Here is a 25,078-nt window from a genome sequence, read left to right as displayed (position 1 = left end):
TTTTGGCGGCATTCCTAATCGCGCAAGTTGTGTTGCACTCTGCGAACATGGCGTAAAGTGTCGGTCAACATGGCGGTCATGACACCAAACATCAAGAAACCGTTGGCACCAGTCATTCCCCCCAATAGTCTTTGCTCCTTAGGAACGACAACATCGCCCAGCCCTAAAGTCGTGTATGCTACTAGAGAATAGTAAACCGCCTCCTCCAAGGTTTTGAAAATAGACATTTTCACAAATACGAGTGCCCATAACCAGACACCAAACGTTGTCATGGCCATCGTTACGATCGAGACCATCAAGATAACAACGAATGACTTCACATGATGCGGAGAACGGCGAAGCCACGGCTCCATCCGAAAAATAACTTCGTTGAGAATCCACCACATTGATGCTCCTACGAGCAGAGAAACCAAAGTGATTACAGATCCGAGCAACAATTGATAAAACACTGGGCGACCATACCTTTTATTGCGAATGCCTTGAAGGAAACAGATTAGTTGACAGCAGTCGACATGCAACATCTGCCTGCAAACAAGCTGACGATCGCAATTCTTCAGATTTCCGCTCTGAGCTCCGAACAAACTTGCTGCAGTGCGCCACTCGATTTTGGGTCATCAGAGTCCCTGAGTGGTTTCTCTGATGACCGCTGTCGGCCCATTGCCGCCGTTGCCCGAAGGGCCAAACGCTGCGTTGCAGCTTTCGTAAAGCTGCCGTTCGACACCTGACGCAGCAAAATTGACAGCCCAAGGTCGCCTGTGCGGGACAAGGTTACCCTACCCAGCTTTATTTCTAATGGCCGCTTTATCGATAGACCCGAAGCGGTGATGACCTATGATCTGGCGAGGCCAGAGACTTTGGAGATTGTATGAACCGGTTTGACCTTGGGAAGCACACCAGACCCATAAGCACGTCTTCGAGCGAAGCGCAGCGGTGGTTCAATATTGGGCTAAACTGGTGTTATGGCTTCAACCACGAAGAGGGCGTTAAGTGTTTCCACAAGGCGCTTGAACACGACCCCGAATGCGTGATGGCACATTGGGGCGTCGCCTATGGGTCGGGCCCTTTTTACAACAATGTTTGGCGACAGTTCAGCGAGGCTGAGGCGGGCGAAGCCACCAAGCTGGGCTATGACCATATTCAACGGGCCCGCAGCTTTGCACATACCGCAAGCAGCCTTGAGAATCGCTTGGTTGAAGCTCTTGCGCAAAGGTTTCAGAAACCAAATTGCGTTTCTGGCGAAGTTTTTGATCGCTGGGACGATGAGTATGCATACGCAATGCGTGAGGTGTACCAAGCCAACAAGAACGACCACGATGTTGCGGCCATCTTTGCAGAAGCCATGATGACCCGCACCGCATGGAAACTTTGGGATGTGAAAACAGGATTGCCCGCCGCAAAGTCAGACGTTCTTGAGGCGTTAAATGTGATAGAACGTTCAATTGCCATTCAAGACTCAGGGTCCGAACCGCAACATCCAGCCATACTGCACCTACATATTCACGCCACTGAGATGTCAAATGAACCTGAGCGGGCCATGCGCTCGGCCTATATTTTGGGCACGTTATGTCCTGACGCAGGACACATGAACCACATGCCGGGCCATACCTATGTGCTGTGTGGGGAGTACGAAAAAGCCAAACAGGCTAGCGAACGCGCAATCCGCGCTGACAACATGTATGTCGATTACGCGGGTGCGTTCAATTTCTATACAACTGCGCGATGCCATGATCTGCATTTGATGATGTATACCTGCATGTTTCTTGGCCAGTTCAAGCCAGCAATGGCCGCCGCAGACCAGATGTGCGCGACGCTTTCAAAAGAAGTTCTAAGCGTGCAAGATCGCCCGCAATTGGCGATCACGATGGAGGGGTATTACTCCATGAAGATGCATGTGCTCGTGCGCTTTGGCCGCTGGCAGGACATTGTTGATGCGCCAATGCCCGACGATCCCACCCTGTATTGCGTTTCAACGGCGATGCACCACTACGCGAAAGGCGTAGCACAGGCTGCCCTCAAGAACTTCGATGCCGCGGAAAAGGAAAGTGCGCAATTTCATCTGGCCGTTGCGCGCATCCCCGATAACCGGAAATTCTTTAACAACTCCGCACGTGCAACGCTGTCCGTCGGAGAAAAGATGCTCGATGGTGAGTTGGAATATCACAAGGGCAACCATGATGCTGCTTTCGCCCATTTGCGGGAAAGCGTCTATCGCGATGACAACCTTGAATACACAGAGCCTTGGGCATGGATGCATCCACCCCGACATGCCTTGGCTGCACTGCTTGCCGAGCAAGGACACTTTGATGAAGCCGAAGACGTTTATCGTACGGATCTGGGGCTGAACGGCAAACTGCAACGATGCGCGCAACATCCAGGCAACGTCTGGGCGTTACACGGGTTGGTTGAATGCCTGCGCAGACGCGGCGAAGTGGACGAACTTCCTGCGCTTGAAGCGAAACTTGCGACGGCCCTTGCCAAAACGGACGTGCCTATCACATCGTCTTGTCTGTGCAGAGCGCCTGTTGCATCAACTGCGTGTTGCGCACCCTGAAAGGACGACCCAAAGAATGATTGCGAATTTGATGATGTATCAGCGACCAGAGCTGGTCGACGCGCATAACCGGTATTGGCAGTTCATCCGCGAGGGCCTGCAAAACGCAAAGATTGAAAGCCCCGAAGCGCTGTCGCAGGATGCGGAAGAATTTTTTGTCTGGAAACATCCCGAACTGGTTTTGAGCCAAACCTGCGGTATGCCCTATCGCACTTGGCTGCATGACAAAGTCGAACTGGTGGGCACACCGGACTTTGGTATCAAAGGATGCCCGCCCGGCTATTATCGCAGCGCACTGATTGTTCGCGCAGATGATCCGCGCACAGATGTTGAAGCGTTTCAGGACGCCACGTTCGCCTATAATCAAACATTCTCGCAATCCGGATACGCAGCGCCCTATTGGCATGTGAAGCCGTTTGGGTTCTGGTTCGAAAACAGGTTGCACGCAGACCAACATTTGCAGTCGGCCAAAGCAGTGGCCGAGGGCCGCGCAGACATCGCATCGCTCGATGCCGTGTCATGGCGCAACATTGAAAAGTATGAACCATTTCCAAATAAACTGCGTGTTCTGGACTGGACTACACCGACACCCGGATTACCGCTCATCACCGCACAGGGGCAAAACCGCGCTGCCATATTTACCGCCGTTGAACAAGCAATTGCGAATTTGGAAGAGAGTGACCGCTCTTGCCTTGGCATCAAAGGCATCGTGCAAATCCCAAGAGATACCTATCTGGAAGTGCCGAACCCGCCAGCCGAATGCTAAAGGAAATTCCCTAAGTAGCTGCTAAGCAGCCATTCCTGCTGATTGCAGCATTGAACACTGTGGGCTCCAAGCGGACCTGCGGCAATGCAGCGCGTGGTTTTTGCGCAAAATACCCTGCGACCGGCCTGAGCGATCACAGAAGCGCAAGGGAAATGGCCAGATTAAGAATGCCGTATCTATCAGCGAAAGGCCTGCATCCGTCGACGATCGCGCCGTGCCAGGACACTGGGAAGGCGACCTGATTGGTGGCTCTAAAAACAGCTATGTCGCAACCCTCGTGGAACGGCATTCCAGATATGTCATGCTGGTAAAAGTCGCCAACAAGGACACCGAGAGTGTCATAACTGCGCTGATCAAATCGGCTCAGAAACTGCCGCGCGAGCTCTACAAATCTCTGACATGGGATCGTGGAAAAGAGCTCGCAGATCATCCACGGTTCACACTGGCGACCGACGTTGTTGTCTACTTCTGCGACCCGCAGTCACCGTGGCAGCGTGGGTCAAACGAGAACACCAACCGGCTTTTGAGGCTGTACTTGCCGCGCGGAACGGATATATCAGTCCATTCCCAAGCAAAAATCAGCATAATTGCAAGGCAACTCAACGAACGGCTTCGCAAGACCTTGCAGTATCAGACGCCAGCAGAGAAGTTCGCACAGTGTGTTGCGTCGACCAGTTGAGATCGCCGCCCAAAGCGGACATGGCTGTCTGACTCATCGGGCGGAGAGCTGCCGTTCGCTGCTCTTTGCATAGAAGTCTGCTGTTCGGACAAAACCGCCGTGCGTCTCAGGTGCGCGAATGTCGGCTTTCGAGAAATCGTTCAACAAACGGCCGTTTTAGGAAGGAAATGGAGAACTGTCCTCCAGTTTCAGCAGAATTTAATTCTCTGATATCGACGGAACTTTTACTTTAAACGTATAGCTGATACAAACAACTTACGTGCTGGCAGAACTTCTGCGGCACAGCTAACACCAAAGAGGAATTACTCGATGTTCGACCCAGCGCGTATAAGCCCTAAGAAGGTGCCAGTTCTCATTGGGTTCATGGCATTGGCCGTTTCCGCCAGCGGCGCTTCGGCGCACGATATAACCGATGCGATATTGACGGATCGCGCGGCGACATGCGCCGATTATGTTGGGAAAAACACCGCGACCGGGACGGACGTGCAAGAAAGACTGCGCTACACCGCCACTATAATCATCACCAAGAATGGAAATACCTGTTCGATTGCATCCAATGCCGTTCCCAATCATGATTTCAATGCAACGGGCAGATTTGCAAACCCGTTTTCCCAACAAAAACAAAATTATACGATCTCAGCAAAACCGCGTGCAAACAGTGTGCCAACGGCTCTGAGTCTGCGGACGGACAACGCCATTTTTTTGAACGGCGTGAAACTGGATCTGATGGCAGCTGGGTGTTTTGGCGTCCGCGACGGCCGCATCGGTTGCGGCGATATGGATACACCATACCGATACGATCCAATGGGGCCGGGCGGCAATTTCGGCACGGACGAGCATAACGCCCACACCCAGCCTGATGGCACCTACCATTACCATGGTAACCCTTTGGCCTTATTCGAGCAGACGAAACCGCAGACGCCCTCGCCTGTGATTGGCTTTGCGGCGGACGGTTTTCCGATCTTTGGAAGCTACATCGACGACAATGGCGCGATCCGTCCTGCAACCACGAGCTATCAATTGAAAACGGGCACGCGTTCTGGTGGGCCCGGTGGCCGATACGACGGCACCTTTATCGATGACTGGGAATTTGTCGCAGGCTCGGGTGATTTGGATCAGTGCAACGGCATGATGCAGAACGGCGTCTATGGATATGTCGTAACCGCGACCTACCCACACGTGCTTGGTTGTTTCACGGGGACGCCTGATGCGTCATTCAATAAGCGCCCTCCCAACAGAGGCTGAGGGTTGCACGTGAAGGAAGAGTCCTTGTCTGACTTACAGGTGTTATTTATAGCACCTGTGCCAAGAACGCTCCTTTTTGAAACACTCCAAAGCAGCCTCGTTTTACGCCGCCAAAAACTCAGTTCAAAACCCAAATGGTTGTTGAAGGTTTTGGGAGAGCCGACGGTAACGGACATTCGTGCAACGCGCAGCATTGGTCAAAGTGGGCTCATTCCTGCCGCTAGCTGCTCAGGCCACCAAGGTCCAGTCTGGGCCGTTCGCGTGACTTTGCAAAGGTCGCTATCTGCGCATAGCCGACCTTGGCGTGCAGCGCAGCATGGCGGCTTTGGCCTGCTACGGCTTGAATGGCCACCTTTGCAGTTCTGGCACAGAACCTTCGCAGATGCAGCTAAGGTCCAGTTTCCGCCCTACATGTCATAATTACCACCTCAATATTTGAGCCGTGTTGATACTACCGTTAACGGCCATACATCGGCCGAAAGCAGTAGAGTTTTACACATCATCATTTGTTGAAATCACATCAGCAAAGGGGCGTCCTTTTGCTGATGTGAAGCACAGGTCTCCCGACAGTAATTTCGGCACGGTCAATCATCCTTTTAACTGTGCGCAAACTGGGTCCACCAATATCCCCTCGAGACATCCAGATAATCTCTTCAATGGCATCCACCGCCTCATCAGGTAGCTCACGCGATTGGCACTGACGGCGCGCAAAAGCGACCAACTGTGCCCTCGAAATCGGCGGTAGATCAAGTGGAGGACAGCGGCTCAAGAGCGCATCGGACAACCCTTCCAGGTATTGGCTGTCAAAACCCAGCCAACCCAAGACATATCACACTTGATCCGATAGTAAGGGCACTGCCACGTGCTTGCCGTCATCCTTTCAAGAAGGGGCAACAGCGCATCAGTTAAGCTGAACCGAGATCCATTATTGGACAAGACTTCACCTGCCTTCTCAACTTCATCGACTACGATGATGGGATTGGCACATTTGGCCGCTACGATTGATTCAATGATCTTTCCAGGTCCAGCGTTGCTCCAGCCTCTTTGAGACCCTACGAGAGCAAAAGAGGCTGGCTCGCCTGTCGCATCGACTACTGTAGTCGGCACCTCCAAAAGCTCCCCCAGCCGTCGCGCCCAATGACTTTTTCCGATGCCAGGAGAGCCAAGTAACAACAAAGGCGCAAATTGAAATCCGGGTTGATCACCCCGGACTGATTTCCGAAGTGCGTGCCAGATGTGTTCTGTGGCAGGGGCCATCCAAGGCATTTCATCATGCAGTACGGAGGCCAGTACATCAGCATCATGTTCAGTTGGGACCCGCGACACCACGACCCCACCACTGAGCGAACTCAGTCTCTTCCTATCGTCATCCTTGAGGTGCTGCATCCCCGTCGCCCCCTCCACACGATTCAGATAAACAGCCGCACGTTTGGAGATTTTGAGCCTATCTTTGCGAGACAGCGCACATGGAAGGCCTTCAAAGCCATCCTCCGTGTCAATGCGGCTTCCACTTTGAGGATCCATAGAATCTTTGGCATGGCGCAGTTGATTCAAAAACTTGCTGAATCGCTGTTCCAGTTCGACCCTTCTGGGAGTCTCATCAAAGAAGCGAACTTCGGCAAAAGGGATAGTTGTTTTAAGCACAGTATATTCCTTTCAGATCTCGACGCGGGCTTTGAGCTTGCGCCGACCACCGGACCCTTGGTCTGGCAGAGTAATTGATATGAAAGGCTCCGGAGCCTTGGAACGTATAGAGAACGAACTTTGAATCGTGTCAACGTCACACACTGGCCCCTACTTGCTGGGGACAGTTTTATACCAGCACAACCAAAATCTTCATTAAGTCATTGATATAAAAAGAAACCACTGACAACTTTCGTTGTCAGTGGCTATTTGGTCTGTGTCGAGAGGACAAAAAACCCTACGTAGTGGACATGTTATGGTGTGTCCCACACAAAATGACATGAACCTAGTATTCTATCACCCACACTTGCTATGCCCGCAGCTACCGCAGGTCATGCAGCCTTCAACCATTCGCAAATCAAACTGACCACAGCTCGAGCAAGCTTTACCACGTGGCTTATCTATCCCCACAACCTTGGCTTGCGGGTCGGATTTCAATCCCATACCTACACCCTCGATAAAGCCGGTAGTGATCAAATGTTGCTCGATCACGCCACCAATGGCCGCAAGGATTGAGGGGATATATTTACCGCCCATCCATGCGCCACCGCGGGGGTCGAAGACGGCTTTCAATTCCTCTACGACAAATGACACATCACCACCGCGCCGGAATACCGCCGAGATCATCCGTGTGAGGGCAACTGTCCATGCAAAATGCTCCATGTTTTTGGAGTTGATGAACACCTCGAACGGACGACGGTGACCGCCGACAACCAGATCGTTGATCGTGATATAAAGCGCGTGCTCGCTATCGGGCCATTTGATCTTGTAGGTTGCGCCCTCCAACTCCTCTGGGCGGTCCAGCGGCTCGGTCATATAGATCACGTCACCATGTGGCGATTGCGGCTCTTCGCCGTGATGGCTCACAACTTCCGGTGCTTCTTTCTTGTCCTCAGAAACAGATAGAACAGAGCCTGTCACATCGTTCGGACGGTAAGTTGTGCAGCCCTTACAGCCAGTGTCCCATGCTTCCATATAAACTTCTTTGAACGTGTCAAAAGAGATGTCTTCTGGGCAGTTGATGGTTTTGGAGATACTGCTGTCGACCCATTTTTGGGCGGCTGCCTGCATTTTCACATGTTCCAGCGGTGCCAAAGTCTGGGCATTCACAAAGTAATCGGGCAGTGGTGTATCACCTTTCAGATCACGCCACATTTGCACAGCGTAATCAACCACTTCCTCTTCTGTCCGGCTGCCGTCCTTTTGCAAAACCTTGCGGGTATAAGCATAGGCGAACACAGGCTCGATGCCTGACGACACGTTTCCGGCATAGAGGCTGATTGTGCCAGTCGGCGCGATAGAGGTCAGCAGCGCATTACGGATGCCATGCGTGCGGATGGCTTCGCGTACGTCCTCGTCCATTGCGCGCATTGTGCCAGAAGCCAGATACTCTTCCACATCAAACAGCGGGAATGCACCCTTTTCCTTCGCCAAGTCCACCGATGCCAGATAGGCGGCGCGGGCAATCGCGTGCAACCAATCCTCGGTCTGACGCGCTGCCTCGTCCGAGCCATAACGCAAGCCTAACATCAAGAGGGCATCGGCCAAACCAGTCACACCCAAACCAATACGGCGTTTATTTTTCGCTTCCAACTGCTGCGCTTCCAGCGGAAATTGGGATACGTCAACGACGTTATCCATCATCCGTACAGAAGTGGCCACCAACTCGTTCAGCGCTTCGATGTTCAGTGCGGCTGCCTCTTCAAACGGGGTACTGACCAGACGGGCAAGGTTGATAGAGCCGAGAAGGCAGGCGCCATAGGGCGGCAATGGCTGTTCACCGCAGGGGTTCGTGGCGGCGATGGTCTCGCAATAGTTCAGGTTGTTCGCTTCGTTAATGCGGTCGATAAAAATCACACCGGGTTCGGCAAAGGCATATGTCGCCTGCATGATTGCGTTCCACAGGTCCTGCGCTTGAACGGTTTTATAGGTCTTGCCGTCAAACTTCAGATCCCAAGACCCATTCGCCTTGACTGCATCCATGAAAGGGTCAGTGATCAGCACCGACATGTTGAACATCCGCAGACGGGCGGCATCGGATTTTGCCGTGATAAAATCTTCTACATCTGGGTGATCGCAGCGCATCGTTGCCATCATCGCGCCGCGGCGTGATCCCGCAGACATGATTGTGCGGCACATCGCGTCCCAGACATCCATAAACGACAACGGGCCAGAGGCATCCGCCGAAACGCCCAGCACATCCGCGCCTTTGGGACGAATGGTTGAGAAATCATAGCCAATCCCGCCACCCTGCTGCATGGTCAGGGCTGCTTCTCTCAGCATGTCGAAAATGCCGCTCATGCTGTCAGGCACGGTGCCCATAACAAAGCAGTTAAACAGCGTCACGCGGCGGGCAGTGCCCGCCCCAGCGGTGATGCGACCTGCGGGTAGGTATTTGAAATCTTCCAACGCCTCAAAGAAAGTCTCTTCCCAGCCATCTTTATCGTCTTCTACCTGCGCCAGATCACGCGCAATACGGCGCCATGTGTCTTCAACTGTTACGTCATGTGGCGTGCCATCAGCTGCTTTAAAACGGTATTTCATATCCCAGATCTGTTCGGCGATTGGGGCTGCAAAGCGGGTCATGGCGATTCCTTGGTTCAGGTTAGTGCGAAGCCGGAACATAACGCGAGGCGTCAAAAACACCACCATTGAATCTGGTATTTTTTTCGACCTCCCCTACTATAAATTGACCTCCAGCCCCATTGACCTACTCTATGATGTGGTTCAGGCGGTAGGTCTTCTATCATCGGCACTGAGTCTGTGGATAAAATGGTGGGTAACCCTGTGAACAAAAAAACCGTGCATCTGATCAAGCTGTCTGTTGGCACAGAAAGCGTAGAGCAATTGACCGAATGGCAATCGCAGCGCGCCAAACTGGTGCCTGATGGGCAGTATTACCACCAGACCCGCATGTGGCCAAAACGGGTTGACGAGCTTTTGAATGGCGGTTCGATCTATTGGGTCATCAAAGGCGAAATTTGCGCGCGCCAGCGTATTTTGCGACTGGATGAGAAATTCGGCGAAGATGGTGTGCGCCGCTGCGGGATTGTGCTCGCCCCCGAAGTTGTGCCCACTGTCTGCGCGCTGAAACGCCCCTTCCAAGGCTGGCGCTATCTCACACCCGAAGACGCCCCTGCCGACCTTCCCAAGGGCCGCGCCCAAGAAGACGCCCTGCCCGTTGAGCTAAGCCGCGCCTTGGCCGACATCGGCGTTTTGTAATCAGCCCAACCGCGCCAGCAAAGCATCCAGCGTTTGCCGCTCGGCGGCATCCACAGCAGCGGTACGCGATTTCCACAGGGTCGCCTGACTGCGCAGGATCATACCATCACCCAGAATTTTCAGGTGGTTGGCGCGCAATGTCTCGCCTGTTGAGGTGATATCAGCGATCATCTCGGCAGTTTCATTGGCCACGGTGCCCTCGGTAGCACCTTGGCTGTCTACCAGCGCGTAATCCGCCACCCCTGCCCCGCGCAGAAATTCGCGCACAAGACGGTGATATTTTGTCGCGATCCGCAAACGGCGGCCATGGACCTTGCGGAATGCAGCCGCAACAGCATCCAGATCATGTAACGTATCGACATCCGTCCAGACATGCGGCACCGCCAAGATGAGGTCAGCGTGGCCAAAGCCCAGCTCAGCGACCGAAATCACCGATTGCTCCCAAAGGGGCAGCTTTTCATGCACCAGATCAGTACCGGTTACGCCAAAATGAATGCGCCCTGCCGCCAGTTCTCGGGGAATTTCACCCGCTGACAACAGCACCAATGACACACCGTCAATTCCCTCAACGACGCCTGCATATTCACGCTCAGACCCCGCGCGCGCCAGCTGGATGCCACGGGCAGAAAACCATTCAAACGTCTTTTCCATCAGCCGCCCTTTGGACGGCACCCCAAGCTTGATCGTCATTGATCTTCCTCCAGTTCCAACATGAGGCCCGGACGCATCACGCCGCCCACTGCCGGAATTTCGTGCCCGCCGCCCAAACGGCGCGTCAACGCATCATACCGCCCGCCTGTCGCCAATGGCGGCAGGTCTGGCCGCGTTGTTGCGCGAAAACCAAACACAAACCCGTCGTAATACTCCATCGAGGTCCGGCCATAGTTGGCGTCAAACATCAAACTGTTCACATCGATACCGCGTTTTTTTAGCGCTTCCTTGCGTTCGGCAACGCGTGCCACAGCGGGGACAATGGCAGGCAAATCAACTGAAAGGTCATGCAATTGTGCCAAGGCATCCGGCATCGGTGCCGAGACTTTCAACAATGCCCCAACCAGATCAAGTTCCTTTTCAGAAACAGGAGGCGCCGCCGCATCCACCCTTAGCGCTTCGATCCTCGCGTCAATCTCATGCTGGCGGCGCGCCCCCACAAAAGGCGCATCACTGGTGTATTCCCCTGCCAGCAAAGCTTTGCGTACCGCTGACACAGGCTTGCGGCCTGCGTATTGCTCCAACAAGGCGCGGAAACGGCGGGGCCGCCAAATGTGGCGCATCAAAGCATCTTTGCGAATTTGCGTGGTGTTCAACCCGTGCACAACGGCCATCAGCACGCCGATGTCCCCAGTCACAGCCCGCACTGGCAAATCCCCCAGAGAGGCTGCAATCAAGGCGAAAACTTCGGCGTCACTATCGGCGGGATTGTCGCGTTCAAACACCTCATACCCCACCTGCACATATTCGCTGGCGCGGCTGGGGTCGCGTTCCTGACGGCGAAACACCTCACCTGCATAGGTATAACGCGCAGGGTCAGCGCCATGTGCCATATGCATCTGCACCACAGGCACTGTGAAGTCAGGGCGCAGCATCTGTTCGCCCAGCAACGAATCCGAGGTCACATAGGCGCGTGCGCGAATGTCCTCGCCGTAGAGGTCCAGCAACGTTTCTGCGGGTTGCAAGATGGGCGGCTCAACAGACTGTGCCCCTTGGCGTTCAAATTCAGCCCGCAGAACGGACGCCTTGGCGTTTGTTTGGGCGCGTGTGGGCATCAGCGGTACAGCTCCAGTATTTCGCGGACACGTGTCACCAGATCGGCACGCGGCACTTCGTATTGGCTGGGCCTGTCGCGCCATTCTTCCAGTGTCGCATTTTCTGCGATTTTCGCACCCAGCACCAAATCCTTGATTTGTATCATGCCATTTTGATGCTCTTCATCGCCTTCAATGATGGCCACAGGGCTGCCGCGTTTATCGGCGTATTTCAATTGGTTGCCAAAGTTCTTGGGATTTCCCAAGTATACTTCCGCACGAATACCCGCCTGACGCAGTTCAGCCACCATCGCCTGATAATCGGCCATGCGCGCCTTATCCATCACTGTGACAACAACAGGGCCTTCGGCTTGCGTGTCCATCCGCCCCTTGGCGTGTAGGGCAGCCAGCAGACGGTCGACACCGATTGAAACGCCCGTTGCAGGGACTTCTTGTCCGGTAAAGCGTTTGACCAGATCGTCATATCGCCCACCGCCCGCAACCGAACCAAAGTTGCGTGGGCGGCCTTTTTCGTCTTTGATTTCAAAAGTGAGTTCGGCTTCGTAGACAGGGCCAGTATAGTAGCCAAGGCCACGCACAACGGAGGGATCAATTTCGATCCGATCCGGTCCGTAGCCGCCAGCGCTTAACAATTCGGCAATGGTTTCCAACTCGGCCACACCTTCAAGGCCAACAACACTATCGCCGACCAATTCACGCAACCGCGCACAGGTCGCCGCGCCATCGTCGCGCTTGGCATCCATAAAGCCCATGACAACATCAGCCGCCGCATCATCCAGCCCCGCACCGTCGGTGAAATCGCCGCTATCGTCTTTGCGCCCTGCCCCTAGCAGCGCCCGCACACCGTCCACGCCAAGGCGGTCCAGTTTATCAATAGCACGCAGCACGATCCCGCGCGCGTTCTCTTTGTCATCTCCCGACAGGCCAGCAACCTCCAGCACACCGTTCAACACTTTGCGGTTGTTCACGCGCACGATGTAATCACCGCGCTCGATCCCGACTTCCTCAAGGCAATCCGACAACATCGCACAAATCTCGGCGTCGGCAACAACGGAACCCGCACCAACCGTATCAGCATCACATTGATAAAACTGGCGAAAGCGACCAGGGCCGGGCTTTTCATTGCGCCAAACAGGCCCCATCGCATAGCGGCGGTACGGCGTCGGCAATTCATTGCGGTGCTGCGCATACACACGGGCCAACGGCGCCGTCAGATCATAGCGCAGTGCCAGCCAGTCACCGGGCTTCTCTGCCTCAGCGTCCTCTTGCCATGCAAACACGCCTTCATTGGGGCGGTCCACGTCAGGCAGGAACTTACCCAGCGCTTCAACCTTCTCAACGCCAGCGCTTTCGAGCGCGTCAAAACCATAACGATGATAAACCCCTGCAATCTTTGCCAGCATCTCGGCGCGCTGGGTCACCTCGGTGCCGAAATAATCGCGAAAACCACGGGGCGTTTCCGCCTTTGGGCGCGGGGTCTTTTTAGGCTTGGCCATGACATACCTCTGCAGGATTTGAATCTCGCTTCGGCTCTATCGGATGCAGGCAGGCGGGGCAAGCTTCAGGGCGCATAGAGCCATTGCGTAACGCCTCTCATCCGCCTAGAGGGAGAGCATGGAACACATCGAAGAAAAAATGGCCCATTTGCTGCGCAGCGTCGACGACCTCTCGGATGTCGTTGTACGCCAGCAAAATGAGATTGACCGCCTGACCCGCCGCGTTGAGCTATTGATGCGCCGTGAGGGCGAACGTGAAGCCGCTGGCGGCGGCGGAGTCGTCGTGGGTGACGAACGCCCGCCGCACTACTAAAATCAGTTCACTGATTTAACGGCAGCGGCCAGCACAGTACCGTTATGGACAAGAAACTCTTTCCATGTGCCGTTCACTGCGATGTTCTCATACGCAGTCAAGAATACTGTGTTGCTGTCCAACTGTTCAATCTTGCTCCCGCAGGGTTTGCCCTTTCCCGTGCCGCAGATCGATTTTTTGACCTTTTCATAAGCAACATCTGTTGTGGCAACAGGCAGGTTTTCACCCGCTGGGCCAAAACGAATTTGCTCATAAAATGAGGGTTTTCCGAGCAACGCATTTGCTGCCGTGAACTGGCGCGGACAATTATCGCTAAAGCCAGTGAGGTAATAGGTACGTTTCCCCAAACCGCCAGCGTTGCTGTCATACAGGCTAAAGCCGCGCTTGCCGTTGCCATCAACCTTTTGACCCATTGGCTTGCCACGCGCTTCGCACACGCGCGCAATCTCGCCGAAGGGTAAAAGCGTACCAAACGGTACATCAAGCGCATCTGGACCGACACGCGGCGCATCTTTCTTTGCTGCGCGGCCACCGCCGAACAGACCAAATTTGCGTTTCGGTGCCTCTGGCTCTGCAGGCAATCCGGCAAGCACCGTGTGCTCTGGCTCAACGGCAGGTTGCTTGGTGCTTGGCTCAGCTTGGCCTTGCGCCACATCTGCCGCGACCGCGGCGGCAGGGTCAGCAGCAGCCGCACGTTTAACTAAACCCCGAAAAAATCCGCCCATCGCAGAAGTGTCCGATGACTGTGCCGCCGCCACTTGGGTAGGTACAGTACCTTCTGCGGCAGTTGTCCCAATGAAACCTTCACGCGCCAGTTCTTCCCTATCAGGCAAGACTGCGGCAGGGTTGGTATCCACAACATCAACATCAGCCAGACGTGCAACACCAGCCAGCGGGTCACCGCATGCTGCTAGTGAAAGAAGAATTCCGGCAACTGGTATAAGGCGCATTGGGCGGCCTCCCTAAAACTTAAGAACCTCTTAACGAAGTGAATCCGCCGCGTCCAGCAAGTGGCACAATATTGGCTAATGCCTGCCGAGGCCTAAATCTCTTCCACTTCCATCACTCCGCCCAAAGACCGAATGGCCCCTTTTATCTTGGGTGAAACAGGGAAATCGCCCCCCAGATCAACCTCAACTTCGCCGGGCAGTGCAGGGTCCATCAGGCACAATTGGATTGGCCCTTTGCCCTTAGATTTTGCAGCTTTGCGCGCCCCTTCCAGCACTTCCGAGACCGCCGCAATCGCAGATGGCGTCTCAATAAAGATTCGCAGCCCCATGTTTCCCGCGTCTTCAACTGCAGTCTCAACAGGCGTTACACCACGGCCCAACAACTTGAGCTGGTCACTTTCCATTGTGGCTTCTACCGTCATCACAACCTTTGATCCTGTTTCCAGATGATCGCGGCACAACTCCAGCGTATCCGAAAACAGCGTGACTTCGTAAGCGCCGGACGGATCAGACAGTTGCGCAAAGGCAAAGCGGTTACCGCGTGCCGATTTACGCTCCTGACGGCCCGCAACCACACCCGCAAGACGGGCATTCATTGCGCCGCGCTCTGAGACTTTAACCGTCAGTTCATCCAGCGTCATGAACGGCACGCCACGGTCGCTACCCCATTTGCGCTTCAGCGGGCCCATGTAGTCATCCAACGGATGGCCTGACAGGTAAAACCCGATCGCCTTGAACTCTTCCGTCAGGCGTTCGGGCGCTTCCCAATCATCACCCGCCATGATCCGCGGCTCTGGCAGATCATCGCCCGCCTCGCCAAACAGCGACACTTGGTTAGAGGCCTTTTGTTCATGTATCGCGGCGGAATAGGCCACCAAACCATCCAGCGCGCCGAACACACGGCGGCGATTAGAATCGAGCACATCAAAAGCGCCAGAACGCGCCAACATCTCTAACGGGCGTTTGCCCACGCGTTTCAGATCGACACGCCGCGCCACATCAAACAGGGTCGTAAACGGCTTGTCGCCGCGCCCCTCTGTGATCAGTTTCATCGCCTCAACGCCAACGTTTTTCAACGCGCCCAACGCATAGACAAGCGCCCCGTCCACCACCTTGAACGTCGCATCTGAACGGTTCACGCAGGGCGGCACCCACGGCAGCTCCAACCGCTTGCGGACCTCTTCGAAATACACCGCCAGTTTGTCCGTCAGATGGATATCGCAGTTCATCACACCCGCCATAAACTCGACCGGATGGTTCGCCTTCAGCCATGCAGTTTGATAGCTAACCACCGCATAGGCCGCCGCGTGGGATTTGTTGAAACCGTAGTTGGCGAATTTCTCAAGAAGGTCAAAAACCTCCTTGGCCTTTTTCTTGTCGACGCCATTTGTCATGGCGCCTTTTTCGAATTTTGGCCGTTCTTTAGCCATTTCTTCAGCGATCTTCTTACCCATCGCACGGCGCAGCAAATCCGCGCCGCCAAGGGAATAGCCACCCATGACCTGCGCAATCTGCATAACCTGTTCTTGGTAAACAATGATCCCCTGCGTTTCTTCCAGAATATGGTCAATCGACGGGTGAACAGACTCACGTTCCTTAAGGCCGTTTTTCACCTCACAATATGTGGGGATGTTTTCCATCGGGCCCGGACGATACAGCGCCACCAAGGCCACGATATCTTCGATACAGTTCGGCTTCATGCGCTTGAGCGCATCCATCATGCCACTGGATTCCACCTGAAACACAGCCACGGTTTTCGCAGCGGCATAAAGCTTGTATGAGGCTTCATCATCCAGCGGGATCGTCGAAATATCATCCAGCAGCCCTTCAGGCGGCACAAACAATTCGGTCCCATCAGCCGCCACATGCAAATGCCGCCCAGATGATTTGATCTGATCCACCGCGTTCTGGATGACGGTCAGGGTTTTCAGACCCAAAAAGTCGAACTTTACCAGACCCGCTTGCTCAACCCACTTCATATTGAACTGGGTGGCAGGCATGTCGGATCGCGGATCTTGGTACAGCGGGACCAACTCGTCCAGCGAGCGATCACCAATCACCACACCCGCCGCGTGGGTAGATGCATTACGCAACAGACCTTCGACCTGTTGACCGTAATCCAGCAGACGCGCCACAACTTCTTCGTTGCGCGCCTCGTCCCGCAAGCGCGGTTCATCGGCCAGCGCTTTTTCGATGCTGACAGGCTTCACCCCTTCAACAGGGATCATCTTGCTCAGGCGGTCCACCTGCCCGTATGGCATTTGAAGAACTCGGCCAATGTCGCGCACGGCAGCTTTGGACAAAAGCGCACCAAAAGTAATGATCTGCCCCACCCGGTCGCGCCCGTATTTGCCCTGCACATAGCGGATGACCTCTTCGCGGCGATCCATGCAAAAATCGATGTCGAAATCGGGCATGGATACACGTTCAGGGTTCAAGAACCGTTCAAACAGCAAGGAATAACGCAGCGGGTCAAGATCGGTGATCAACAGCGCATAGGCCACCAGACTGCCCGCACCAGACCCACGGCCCGGCCCGACGGGGATGCCCATATCTTTGGACCATTTGATAAAATCGGCAACGATCAAAAAGTAACCGGGGAAACCCATGCCCTCAATGATGCCCAGTTCAAACTCCAGCCGTTCCTCATAGACCGATACTTCGGCAGCGTGCGGAATAATCGCCAGACGCGCTTTTAGTCCTTCTTGCGCTTGGCGGCGCAATTCGGCGACTTCGTCATCGGCAAATTTGGGCAGGATCGGATCGCGACGATATGTTTTGAACGCGCAGCGTTTGGCAATCTCGACAGTGTTCTGGATCGCTTCGGGCAGGTCAGCAAACAGGGTCACCATTTCGGCTTGGGTTTTAAAGTAATGCTGCGGTGTCAGGCGGCGGCGGCCTTCTTGCTGATCTACATATGCACCCTCGGAAATACAGATCAGCGCATCATGGGCCTCATACATCTTGGAGGCAGGGAAATACACGTCATTGGTCGCGACCAGCGGAATATCCATTGCATAGGCCATTTCAACAAAGCCGCGCTCGGTCTGCTGTTCGGCCTCGGTTGCGCCGTTTTCACCCGGATGGCGTTGCAATTCGATATAGAGGCGGTCACCAAAGGCTGCATGCAGCGCCCCCATCAGCGCCTCTGCGGCGGGGCGTTGATTGTTTTGAAGTAACATCCCTACCGGCCCCAACGAACCACCCGTCAGGCAAATGACATCTTCGCTATGGGCTGCCAGTTCGGCCATCGTTACCTGCGGCAACGCACCGCCTTTATCCAGATAGAGACAGGAGTTGAGCTTCATCAGATGCTCATATCCGCGCTCACTTTGGGCCAATAGAACCACAGGCGCAGGCGCACGCGGTTTTTCGCCCGGTTGCGCGGTGACATATTCCAGATCAACCTGACAACCGACAATGGGCTGAACACCCGCGTCGGACATCGCCACTGAAAACTCAAGCGCGGCAAACATGTTGTTTGTATCGGTCAACGCCAGCGCGGGCATCTCTGCCTTTGCGCACATGCCGGGCAGTTTTTTAAGGCGTAGTGCCCCTTCCAAAAGAGAGTATTCGGAATGGGTGCGCAGGTGAATGAATCGGGGGGAATTGCTCATGACCCCAACTTAGTCGTTATCGGAAAAAGCCTCTACAGGGAAAACAACATATTGCGCCTCTTGCGCGATATAGCGCCCCTCATATGCCCCCGTTTTTGAGACACACGCAGGGTCAATCGTTGTGAATTTGGCGTATTCGGCCATCACTGCACTCATGTCGCCTTCACCTGTCGGGTCGTTCAAATAAAGGGATGCCGCACCGCTGCCATTTTCATCTTCGGCAAAAGCAAACAGAATCGTATTGATCGCCATCGGGTTCGTCTTGGGCCGATATTCATCCAGAATCGGCGAAAGATAACCTGCCAACCCTTCACCAGAAACGGTCGAGAACGGCGTTTCAACGAGGGTGAGAGTTGCAAAGTAGTTTTGGAACTGCTGCGCCATTGGGTGTCTTTCATCGCGCTCGGCCCAAGCCTTCCAAATCGCGTGGAAACCTGTAGCGGTTTCCCAATTGGCGGGGCTGATTTGCAATGTAATCCCGTTCAGGCCAACCGATAGGTAATCCGTGTCTTCCTTTCCTGCCACATAGCGGTTCAAATCCAGTTTTTGCGGTGGGCGGGTGAAGCTGCTGTAATCGAATAACACTGTACTGCACGCATTTCCCGCCCCAGCCGAGAGGAGAACTCCGCTAACAAACGCCAAAAATCTACACATAATTTGCCCCTCAAATTCCAACTCTATACGTCAACATCACCAAAACGCTTGCCAAATCCTATATTGTCACCGTAGCCTCAGTTAGCCTGATGTTCTACGCCGCATCGAACATTGGCACGAAAATGGTAGCTGGTACCGCGGCGGGGTTATCCCCTTGGACGTTTCATTTATGCTGAATGGCAGCCCCGTCACCCTGACGGACACTGCCCCTACAACCACGCTTTTGGATTGGTTGCGCGACGCGCGCGGCCTCAATGGCACCAAAGAAGGCTGTAACGAAGGCGATTGCGGTGCCTGCACCGTGATGGTCACGGATGATAACGGCGCTTTACCACTGAACGCTTGCATCCTGTTTCTGCCCCAACTTGCGGGCAAACACGTCACCACCGTTGAAGGGCTTGCCGCGCCTGATGGGACGCTGCACCCTGTTCAAGACGCGATGGTAACCCACCATGGCAGCCAATGCGGCTTTTGCACCCCCGGATTTGTGATGAGCATGGCCACCGCCCACCAACGCGGCGAAAAGGATCATGACACGGCCCTTGCTGGGAACCTTTGCCGCTGCACAGGCTACGCCCCGATCATCCGCGCCGCCGAGGCGGCCGCCGCCCAACCCGCCCCACCACATCTAGGGTCTCTGGCCTTGCCAGCGCCTGCAATGATGCAAGCGAAACAACAACCCACCACAACCAGTGAGCTTGCGACGCTTTATGCCGCCAATCCTGATGCCACGCTTATTGCTGGGGCCACAGATGTGGGCCTCTGGGTGACCAAGAAAATGCGCGATCTAGGGGAGGTCATATTCCTCAACCAATGCACAGACCTGCGCGGCATCACTGAGACGCCAGACCATTGGCGCATTGGTGCGATGACAACAATCGCCGACGTTGAAAAGACATTGCACCCGCATTTTCCCAGCTTGGGCACAATGCTGCGGCGTTACGGATCGGCGCAAGTCCGCGCAGCAGCCACATTGGGTGGCAATATCGCAAACGGCTCGCCTATCGGGGATGGCAGCCCCGCGATGATCGCGCTTGGCGCGAACATACACTTGCGTATGGAGGATGAGCGCCGCGACATGCCGCTGGAGGATTTCTTTATCGCTTACGGCAAACAAGACCGCAAACGCGGTGAATTTGTCGAGGCAATCACCGTGCCAAAGCAAGCGGACACCCTCTATTGCAACAAACTCTCCAAACGCTTTGATCAGGATATTTCCGCAGTCTGCGGGTGCTTGAACCTGCCAATAGAGAATAACCATTTCGGTGCTGTCCGTCTGGCCTTTGGCGGCATGGCGGGCACTCCCTCACGTGCCCCTCTGGCCGAGGCCGCGCTTTCGGGTCAACCTGTTACGCTCTCTACGGTACAAACCGCGATGGAAACGCTGGCAGAGGATTTCACGCCGCTGTCCGACATGCGCGCCTCAGCGCAATACCGTATGACTGCGGCGCAAAATATGCTGCTGCGCGCCTATCATACCATCACGGGAACCCAGACCGATCTACAGGAGGTCCGCGCATGAGCGTCGCCAAGCCCCTGCCCCATGACACCGCCCACCTGCACGTCACTGGCGCTGCGCGTTATGTGGATGATATCCCTTCTCCCACTGGCACATTGCATCTGGCCTTTGGCACCAGCCCCGTTGCGCGGGGCGAAATCACGTCCATCGATCTGGAAAAAGCACGCAATGCATCTGGTGTCATCGCGGTTTTCACAGCCGCTGATCTGCCCTTTGAGAATGATGTTTCGCCTTCCAACCACGATGAACCTTTGCTGGCGGAAGGCACGGTTCATTACATCGGTCAGCCTGTATTTCTGGTGGTGGCCACCAGCCACATCGCGGCGCGTGCCGCTGCGCGTTTGGGCGATATCCAGATTACCGCCCAAACCCCAATCCTGACGATTGACCAAGCCCCAATCCTGACGATTGACCAAGCCCTTGCCGCGAACAGCCGCTTTGAGGAAGGCCCGCGTATCTACGCCAAAGGTGACGTGCAAACCGCACTAACCCACGCCACACTTCGCCTAGACGGGCAGCTTGAAATCGGCGGTCAGGAGCATTTCTATCTGGAAGGACAAGCCGCCCTTGCCTTGCCCGGCGAGGATGGCGACATGCTGATCCACAGCTCAACCCAACACCCCACCGAAATCCAGCATAAAGTGGCCGAAGCCATTGGCCTGCCGATGCATGCCGTGCGGGTGGAAACACGGCGTATGGGCGGCGGGTTTGGTGGCAAGGAAAGCCAAGGCAATGCCTTGGCCGTGGCCTGCGCCATTTCAGCACGCGCCACAGGACGCCCGTGCAAAATGCGCTATGACCGCGACGACGATATGATCATCACGGGCAAACGCCATGACTTCCGCATAGAATACGCCGTCGGGTTCGAAGCAGATGGCAGGCTCACAGCGCTCGATTTCACACATTATGCGCGCTGCGGTTGGGCGATGGACCTCAGCCTACCTGTCGCCGACCGCGCCATGTTGCACGCGGATAATGCCTATCACCTAACGGACGTGCGCATCACCTCGCATCGCCTAAAAACCAACACCCAAAGCGCCACAGCCTATCGCGGCTTTGGTGGCCCGCAGGGTATTGTCGGGATTGAACGTGTGATGGATCATGTGGCCAAACATCTGGGGCTGGATCCTTTGGATGTGCGCCGCGCCAATTTCTATCGCGACAGTTTGAACGCCGATGCACCCGACATGCAGACCACCCCCTATCAGCAGCCCGTCAAAGACTGTATTATCAATGCATTGACTGAGCGCCTGATTGAATCCGCCAACTATAAAAGCCGCCGCGCTGAAATCGCAGAATGGAACACACAGCAGCCGATCTTGAAACGCGGCATTGCGCTGACGCCCGTCAAATTCGGGATTTCATTCACCCTCACCCACCTGAACCAAGCAGGCGCTTTGGTACATGTGTATCAAGACGGCTCGATCCACCTGAACCACGGTGGCACAGAGATGGGTCAGGGCCTGTTCCAGAAGATCGCCCAAGTTGCCGCCTCCGAATTTGGCGTACCTATGGCACAGATCAAGATCACCGCAACCGATACCGCCAAAGTGCCTAACACCTCGGCCACCGCTGCCAGCTCTGGTACAGATTTGAACGGTATGGCGGTGTTAAACGCCTGCGAAACCATACGCTCACGTATGTCAGATCACCTTGCCGAGGCATTTTGCTGCCCGCCAGAGGCAGTGACATTTAGCGATGGGCAGGTCACCGCAGGCGATAAAACACTTACCTTCGCTGAGGCCGCACAGTTGAGCTATCAGGCGCGGGTTAGCCTTTCGGCCACAGGTTTCTACAAAACCCCCGACATCAAATGGGATAGGATCAAAGGCGTCGGGCAACCGTTTTTCTATTTTGCTTATGGCGCTGCGATCACCGAAGTTGTCATCGATACACTCACCGGTGAAAACCGCATTTTGCGCGCCGATATCCTGCATGACGCAGGGCAGTCGCTGAATCCCGCGCTGGACGTAGGCCAGATTGAGGGCGGATATGTGCAGGGCGCGGGCTGGCTCACGACCGAAGAACTTGTATGGGACGATAAAGGTGCACTGAAAACCCATGCCCCCGCGACCTATAAAATCCCCGCCTGCTCTGACCGCCCTGACGTCTTCAACGTCACACTTTGGGACCAACCCAATCCAGCACATACCATCTACCGCTCCAAAGCTGTGGGTGAACCACCGTTTATGCTGGGCATATCTGCATGGTCAGCACTGGCTGATGCTGTGGCATCCTGCGGCTCGGGTTATGCGGATTTGCAAACGCCAGCTACGGCAGAGGCCGTATTGGCCGCCATCACCCGTACGTGTGGCCCGCAGGGATGAATGACGCAATTTACATTGAGATCACGCACACCCGTGGCTCTGCGCCACGTGATGCGGGTACGGCGATGAAAGTGACGGCAGATGGCATCGAAGGCACCATTGGCGGCGGCGCGCTAGAGTATCTGGCAATTGACCGTGCGCGCCATTTGCTGGCCACCGAAGGAAATGAGGAAAGCCGGACCATCCCGCTTGGCCCGTCACTGGGGCAATGTTGTGGCGGCGCTGTCACCCTGCGTTACACCCGTGTGCCGAAAGCAACGGACACAGCGCAGACCACCACGCACCCTATCGGTCAGATTGGCGAGCGTCCTGAAAACCTGTGGATTTGGGGCGCAGGGCATGTAGGGCGCGCTGTTGTCGCGGCATGTCCATCGCAGGCGTTTAACATCACTTGGATTGACAGCAGCGCTGATAGATTTCCGCAAGTCAGCGATAAACACATCACCAAAATCCCTACTTCCGATATGCCCTTACTGGCCACGCGTGCCCCTGCCAATGCACATCACCTCATCTTCACCTATTCGCATGACATTGATCTGGCGCTTTGCGCGGCCCTAGTGCAACGCGGCGCGGCCAGTATTGGGTTGATCGGATCAGACACAAAATGGGCGCGGTTTTCCAAACGGCTGCGTGCTTCAGGGTTGGACCCTAATCGTATTATTTGCCCGATCGGGGATAAAACGCTTGGCAAAGCCCCCCATCAAATAGCACATGGCACCGTGCAAGCCCTGCTCGCCGTTTCCAACAAGAAGGTTCCTGCATGACACAACCGTTGCTTTCCCTTACCTCGCTCACCAAGGCCTATCCGGGTGTGATCGCCAACAGCGATGTTTCGCTAAAGATCGCACCAGGTGAAGTACATGCCCTTTTGGGCGAAAACGGCGCGGGAAAATCAACGCTGGTCAAGATGATTTACGGGTTGGTCAAACCCGACAGCGGCCAAATGCAAATGAACGGCCAACCCTTTGCGCCCGCCGAGCCGAGCGCAGCCCGTACCGCAGGTGTGGGTATGGTATTCCAACATTTCTCATTGTTTGACGCGATGAGCGTGGCCGAAAATATCGCATTGGGAATGGAAAACGCACCCAAGCTTGGCGCATTGTCCGCGCAGATCAGCGCCGTCTCAGAAGAATACGGCCTGCCCCTGTCCCCCGACAGGATCGTAGGGGATTTATCTGCTGGGGAACGTCAGCGCGTCGAAATCATCCGCTGCCTTTTGCAAAATCCAAAACTGCTGATCATGGATGAGCCGACATCGGTTCTGACCCCGCAAGAAGTAGAAATTCTGTTCAAAACCCTGCGCAAGCTGAGCGCCGAGGGAACAGCGATTTTGTATATCTCGCATAAACTCGAAGAAATCCGCACCCTGTGTGACACCGCAACTGTTTTGCGTCTGGGTAAGGTCGTGGGCCATTGCACCCCGCGTGAAACGACAACACGCGAGATGGCGGAACTGATGGTCGGCAAGCTTCTGCAAACGCCGACGCGAGCGGGGCAACAGGCAGGCGACGTTGTGCTCAGCCTGACAGGCCTGCGTGCGCCTGCCCCCAATGCCTTTGGTATGGCACTGAAAGATATATCGCTTGAACTGCGTGCGGGCGAAGTGTTGGGCATTGGCGGTGTGGCGGGCAATGGGCAGGATGAACTACTGGCGGCCTTGTCAGGCGAACGGCCTGTGCCACGCGGCATGGTCCACTTTAAAGGCGAGGACATCGGCCCCCTTGGCCCCACTGCGCGGCGTGAACGTGGCCTGTTGACTGCCCCAGAAGAACGCATGGGCCATGCGGCAGCTCCTGATATGTCACTGACCGAAAATGCCATGCTCACTGGCGCGGTGCGCGAAGGGTTGGACAAAGGCGGTTTTCTGGACTGGCCCGCCGCGACGCGGTTTGCCCAGAGCATTATCGACAAATTTGACGTCCGCACCCCCGGCACACATGTGGCGGCGCGGTCTTTGTCAGGGGGGAACCTGCAAAAATTTGTGATTGGCCGCGAAGTGATGCAACGCCCAGAAGTCTTTGTGGTGAACCAACCGACGTGGGGCGTTGATGCCTCTGCCGCGGCGGCGATCCGGCAGGCATTACTGGATCTGGCCAAAAACGGTGCCGCGTTGATTGTGATCAGTCAGGATCTGGACGAATTGATGGAAATATCCGATCGCTTTGCAGCCCTGAACGAAGGCCGCCTATCTGAGCCGCGCCCTGCGCAGGGCATCACTGTTGAAGAGATTGGCCTGCTGATGGGCGGTGCCCATGGCATGGAGGTGGCGCATGTTTAAACCCATAGGAAT

Annotated in this window: 19 protein-coding genes and 1 pseudogene; 10 read left to right on the top strand and 10 right to left on the bottom strand. The window is 55.2% G+C overall.

Annotated features, from left to right (window positions below; genetic code table 11):
* Window positions 1-14: 14 nt before the first annotated feature.
* A complete protein-coding gene (locus GGR95_RS15515; protein WP_184567483.1) occupies window positions 15-386 on the bottom strand; it encodes an ion channel in 372 nt (123 codons plus the stop codon).
* 479 nt (window positions 387-865) lie between these two features.
* Here GGR95_RS15515 and GGR95_RS15510 point away from each other — a divergent pair, with 479 nt between their 5' ends.
* From GGR95_RS15510 to GGR95_RS15495, 4 genes and pseudogenes are all read left to right on the top strand, one after another.
* Window positions 866-2,551 (top strand): tetratricopeptide repeat protein, encoded by a 1,686-nt coding sequence (locus tag GGR95_RS15510; RefSeq protein ID WP_184567481.1) that lies wholly within the window; start codon window positions 866-868, stop codon window positions 2,549-2,551.
* Between the two features lie 16 nt (window positions 2,552-2,567).
* Complete coding sequence (locus tag GGR95_RS15505) at window positions 2,568-3,317, top strand: phosphate/phosphite/phosphonate ABC transporter substrate-binding protein (RefSeq protein ID WP_184567480.1); 750 nt, start codon at window positions 2,568-2,570, stop codon at window positions 3,315-3,317.
* 64 nt (window positions 3,318-3,381) lie between these two features.
* Window positions 3,382-3,996 (top strand): annotated as a pseudogene (locus GGR95_RS15500) (IS30 family transposase); the annotation flags it as partial.
* A gap of 309 nt (window positions 3,997-4,305) precedes the next feature.
* Window positions 4,306-5,241 (top strand): YHYH protein, encoded by a 936-nt coding sequence (locus GGR95_RS15495; protein ID WP_184567478.1) that lies wholly within the window; start codon window positions 4,306-4,308, stop codon window positions 5,239-5,241.
* Window positions 5,242-5,461: 220 nt separating this feature from the next.
* Here the strand turns inward: GGR95_RS15495 and GGR95_RS19065 are convergent, their stop codons facing one another.
* The 3 genes from GGR95_RS19065 to GGR95_RS15485 all read right to left on the bottom strand — a co-directional run bounded on the left by GGR95_RS19065 (window position 5,462) and on the right by GGR95_RS15485 (window position 9,510).
* A complete protein-coding gene (locus GGR95_RS19065; RefSeq protein WP_281395962.1) occupies window positions 5,462-5,593 on the bottom strand; it encodes a hypothetical protein in 132 nt (43 codons plus the stop codon).
* 413 nt (window positions 5,594-6,006) lie between these two features.
* A complete protein-coding gene (locus tag GGR95_RS19125) occupies window positions 6,007-6,885 on the bottom strand; it encodes an AAA family ATPase (RefSeq protein WP_184567476.1) in 879 nt (292 codons plus the stop codon).
* 336 nt (window positions 6,886-7,221) lie between these two features.
* Window positions 7,222-9,510 (bottom strand): adenosylcobalamin-dependent ribonucleoside-diphosphate reductase, encoded by a 2,289-nt coding sequence (locus GGR95_RS15485; RefSeq protein WP_184567474.1) that lies wholly within the window; start codon window positions 9,508-9,510, stop codon window positions 7,222-7,224.
* Between the two features lie 186 nt (window positions 9,511-9,696).
* Here GGR95_RS15485 and GGR95_RS15480 point away from each other — a divergent pair, with 186 nt between their 5' ends.
* Complete coding sequence (locus GGR95_RS15480; protein ID WP_184567527.1) at window positions 9,697-10,146, top strand: DUF1489 family protein; 450 nt, start codon at window positions 9,697-9,699, stop codon at window positions 10,144-10,146.
* Here the strand turns inward: GGR95_RS15480 and hisG are convergent, their stop codons facing one another.
* Genes hisG through hisS form a run of 3 tightly spaced genes read right to left on the bottom strand, consistent with a single transcriptional unit; the run spans window position 10,147 to window position 13,408 of the window.
* Window positions 10,147-10,836, bottom strand: a complete 690-nt coding sequence (gene hisG / locus GGR95_RS15475; RefSeq protein WP_184567472.1) for an ATP phosphoribosyltransferase — start codon at window positions 10,834-10,836, stop codon at window positions 10,147-10,149. It abuts the gene before it with no gap.
* Complete coding sequence (locus tag GGR95_RS15470; protein ID WP_184567470.1) at window positions 10,833-11,912, bottom strand: ATP phosphoribosyltransferase regulatory subunit; 1,080 nt, start codon at window positions 11,910-11,912, stop codon at window positions 10,833-10,835. Before GGR95_RS15470 ends, hisG begins: the two co-directional genes overlap by 4 nt.
* Window positions 11,912-13,408 carry a histidine--tRNA ligase gene (gene hisS, locus GGR95_RS15465; protein ID WP_184567468.1) on the bottom strand — a complete coding sequence of 499 codons (1,497 nt, stop codon included), beginning with the start codon at window positions 13,406-13,408 and terminating at the stop codon, window positions 11,912-11,914. The genes GGR95_RS15470 and hisS overlap by 1 nt, the downstream gene beginning before the upstream one ends.
* Window positions 13,409-13,526: 118 nt before the next feature.
* Between hisS and GGR95_RS15460 the strand changes: the two genes are divergently transcribed.
* Window positions 13,527-13,721: a SlyX family protein gene (locus GGR95_RS15460; RefSeq protein WP_184567466.1), complete on the top strand. Its 195-nt coding sequence runs from the start codon at window positions 13,527-13,529 to the stop codon at window positions 13,719-13,721.
* 2 nt (window positions 13,722-13,723) lie between these two features.
* On the opposite strand, the gene GGR95_RS15455 is transcribed toward GGR95_RS15460, so the two are convergent.
* The 3 genes from GGR95_RS15455 to GGR95_RS15445 all read right to left on the bottom strand — a co-directional run bounded on the left by GGR95_RS15455 (window position 13,724) and on the right by GGR95_RS15445 (window position 18,942).
* Entirely contained in the window at window positions 13,724-14,671 is a 948-nt protein-coding gene (locus GGR95_RS15455) for a hypothetical protein (RefSeq protein ID WP_184567464.1), read from the bottom strand.
* A gap of 92 nt (window positions 14,672-14,763) precedes the next feature.
* Window positions 14,764-18,288 carry a DNA polymerase III subunit alpha gene (gene dnaE / locus GGR95_RS15450; protein ID WP_184567462.1) on the bottom strand — a complete coding sequence of 1,175 codons (3,525 nt, stop codon included), beginning with the start codon at window positions 18,286-18,288 and terminating at the stop codon, window positions 14,764-14,766.
* A 9-nt stretch (window positions 18,289-18,297) separates the two neighbouring features.
* Complete coding sequence (locus GGR95_RS15445; RefSeq protein WP_184567460.1) at window positions 18,298-18,942, bottom strand: hypothetical protein; 645 nt, start codon at window positions 18,940-18,942, stop codon at window positions 18,298-18,300.
* Window positions 18,943-19,096: 154 nt separating this feature from the next.
* Here GGR95_RS15445 and xdhA point away from each other — a divergent pair, with 154 nt between their 5' ends.
* Genes xdhA through GGR95_RS15425 form a run of 4 tightly spaced genes read left to right on the top strand, consistent with a single transcriptional unit; the run spans window position 19,097 to window position 25,066 of the window.
* Window positions 19,097-20,464, top strand: a complete 1,368-nt coding sequence (gene xdhA, locus GGR95_RS15440) for a xanthine dehydrogenase small subunit (RefSeq protein WP_184567458.1) — start codon at window positions 19,097-19,099, stop codon at window positions 20,462-20,464.
* Window positions 20,461-22,788: a xanthine dehydrogenase molybdopterin binding subunit gene (gene xdhB, locus GGR95_RS15435; protein ID WP_184567457.1), complete on the top strand. Its 2,328-nt coding sequence runs from the start codon at window positions 20,461-20,463 to the stop codon at window positions 22,786-22,788. The genes xdhA and xdhB overlap by 4 nt, the downstream gene beginning before the upstream one ends.
* Window positions 22,785-23,552: a xanthine dehydrogenase accessory protein XdhC gene (gene xdhC / locus GGR95_RS15430; RefSeq protein ID WP_184567454.1), complete on the top strand. Its 768-nt coding sequence runs from the start codon at window positions 22,785-22,787 to the stop codon at window positions 23,550-23,552. The genes xdhB and xdhC overlap by 4 nt, the downstream gene beginning before the upstream one ends.
* Entirely contained in the window at window positions 23,549-25,066 is a 1,518-nt protein-coding gene (locus GGR95_RS15425) for an ABC transporter ATP-binding protein (protein ID WP_184567452.1), read from the top strand. Before xdhC ends, GGR95_RS15425 begins: the two co-directional genes overlap by 4 nt.
* Window positions 25,067-25,078: the final 12 nt, after the last annotated feature.

The organism is Sulfitobacter undariae (assembly GCF_014196805.1).
Taxonomy (GTDB): Bacteria; Pseudomonadota; Alphaproteobacteria; order Rhodobacterales; family Rhodobacteraceae; genus Sulfitobacter; species Sulfitobacter undariae.
Note: the sequence above shows the minus strand (reverse complement) of the source record. Positions and strands in the feature narration are given on the sequence as shown.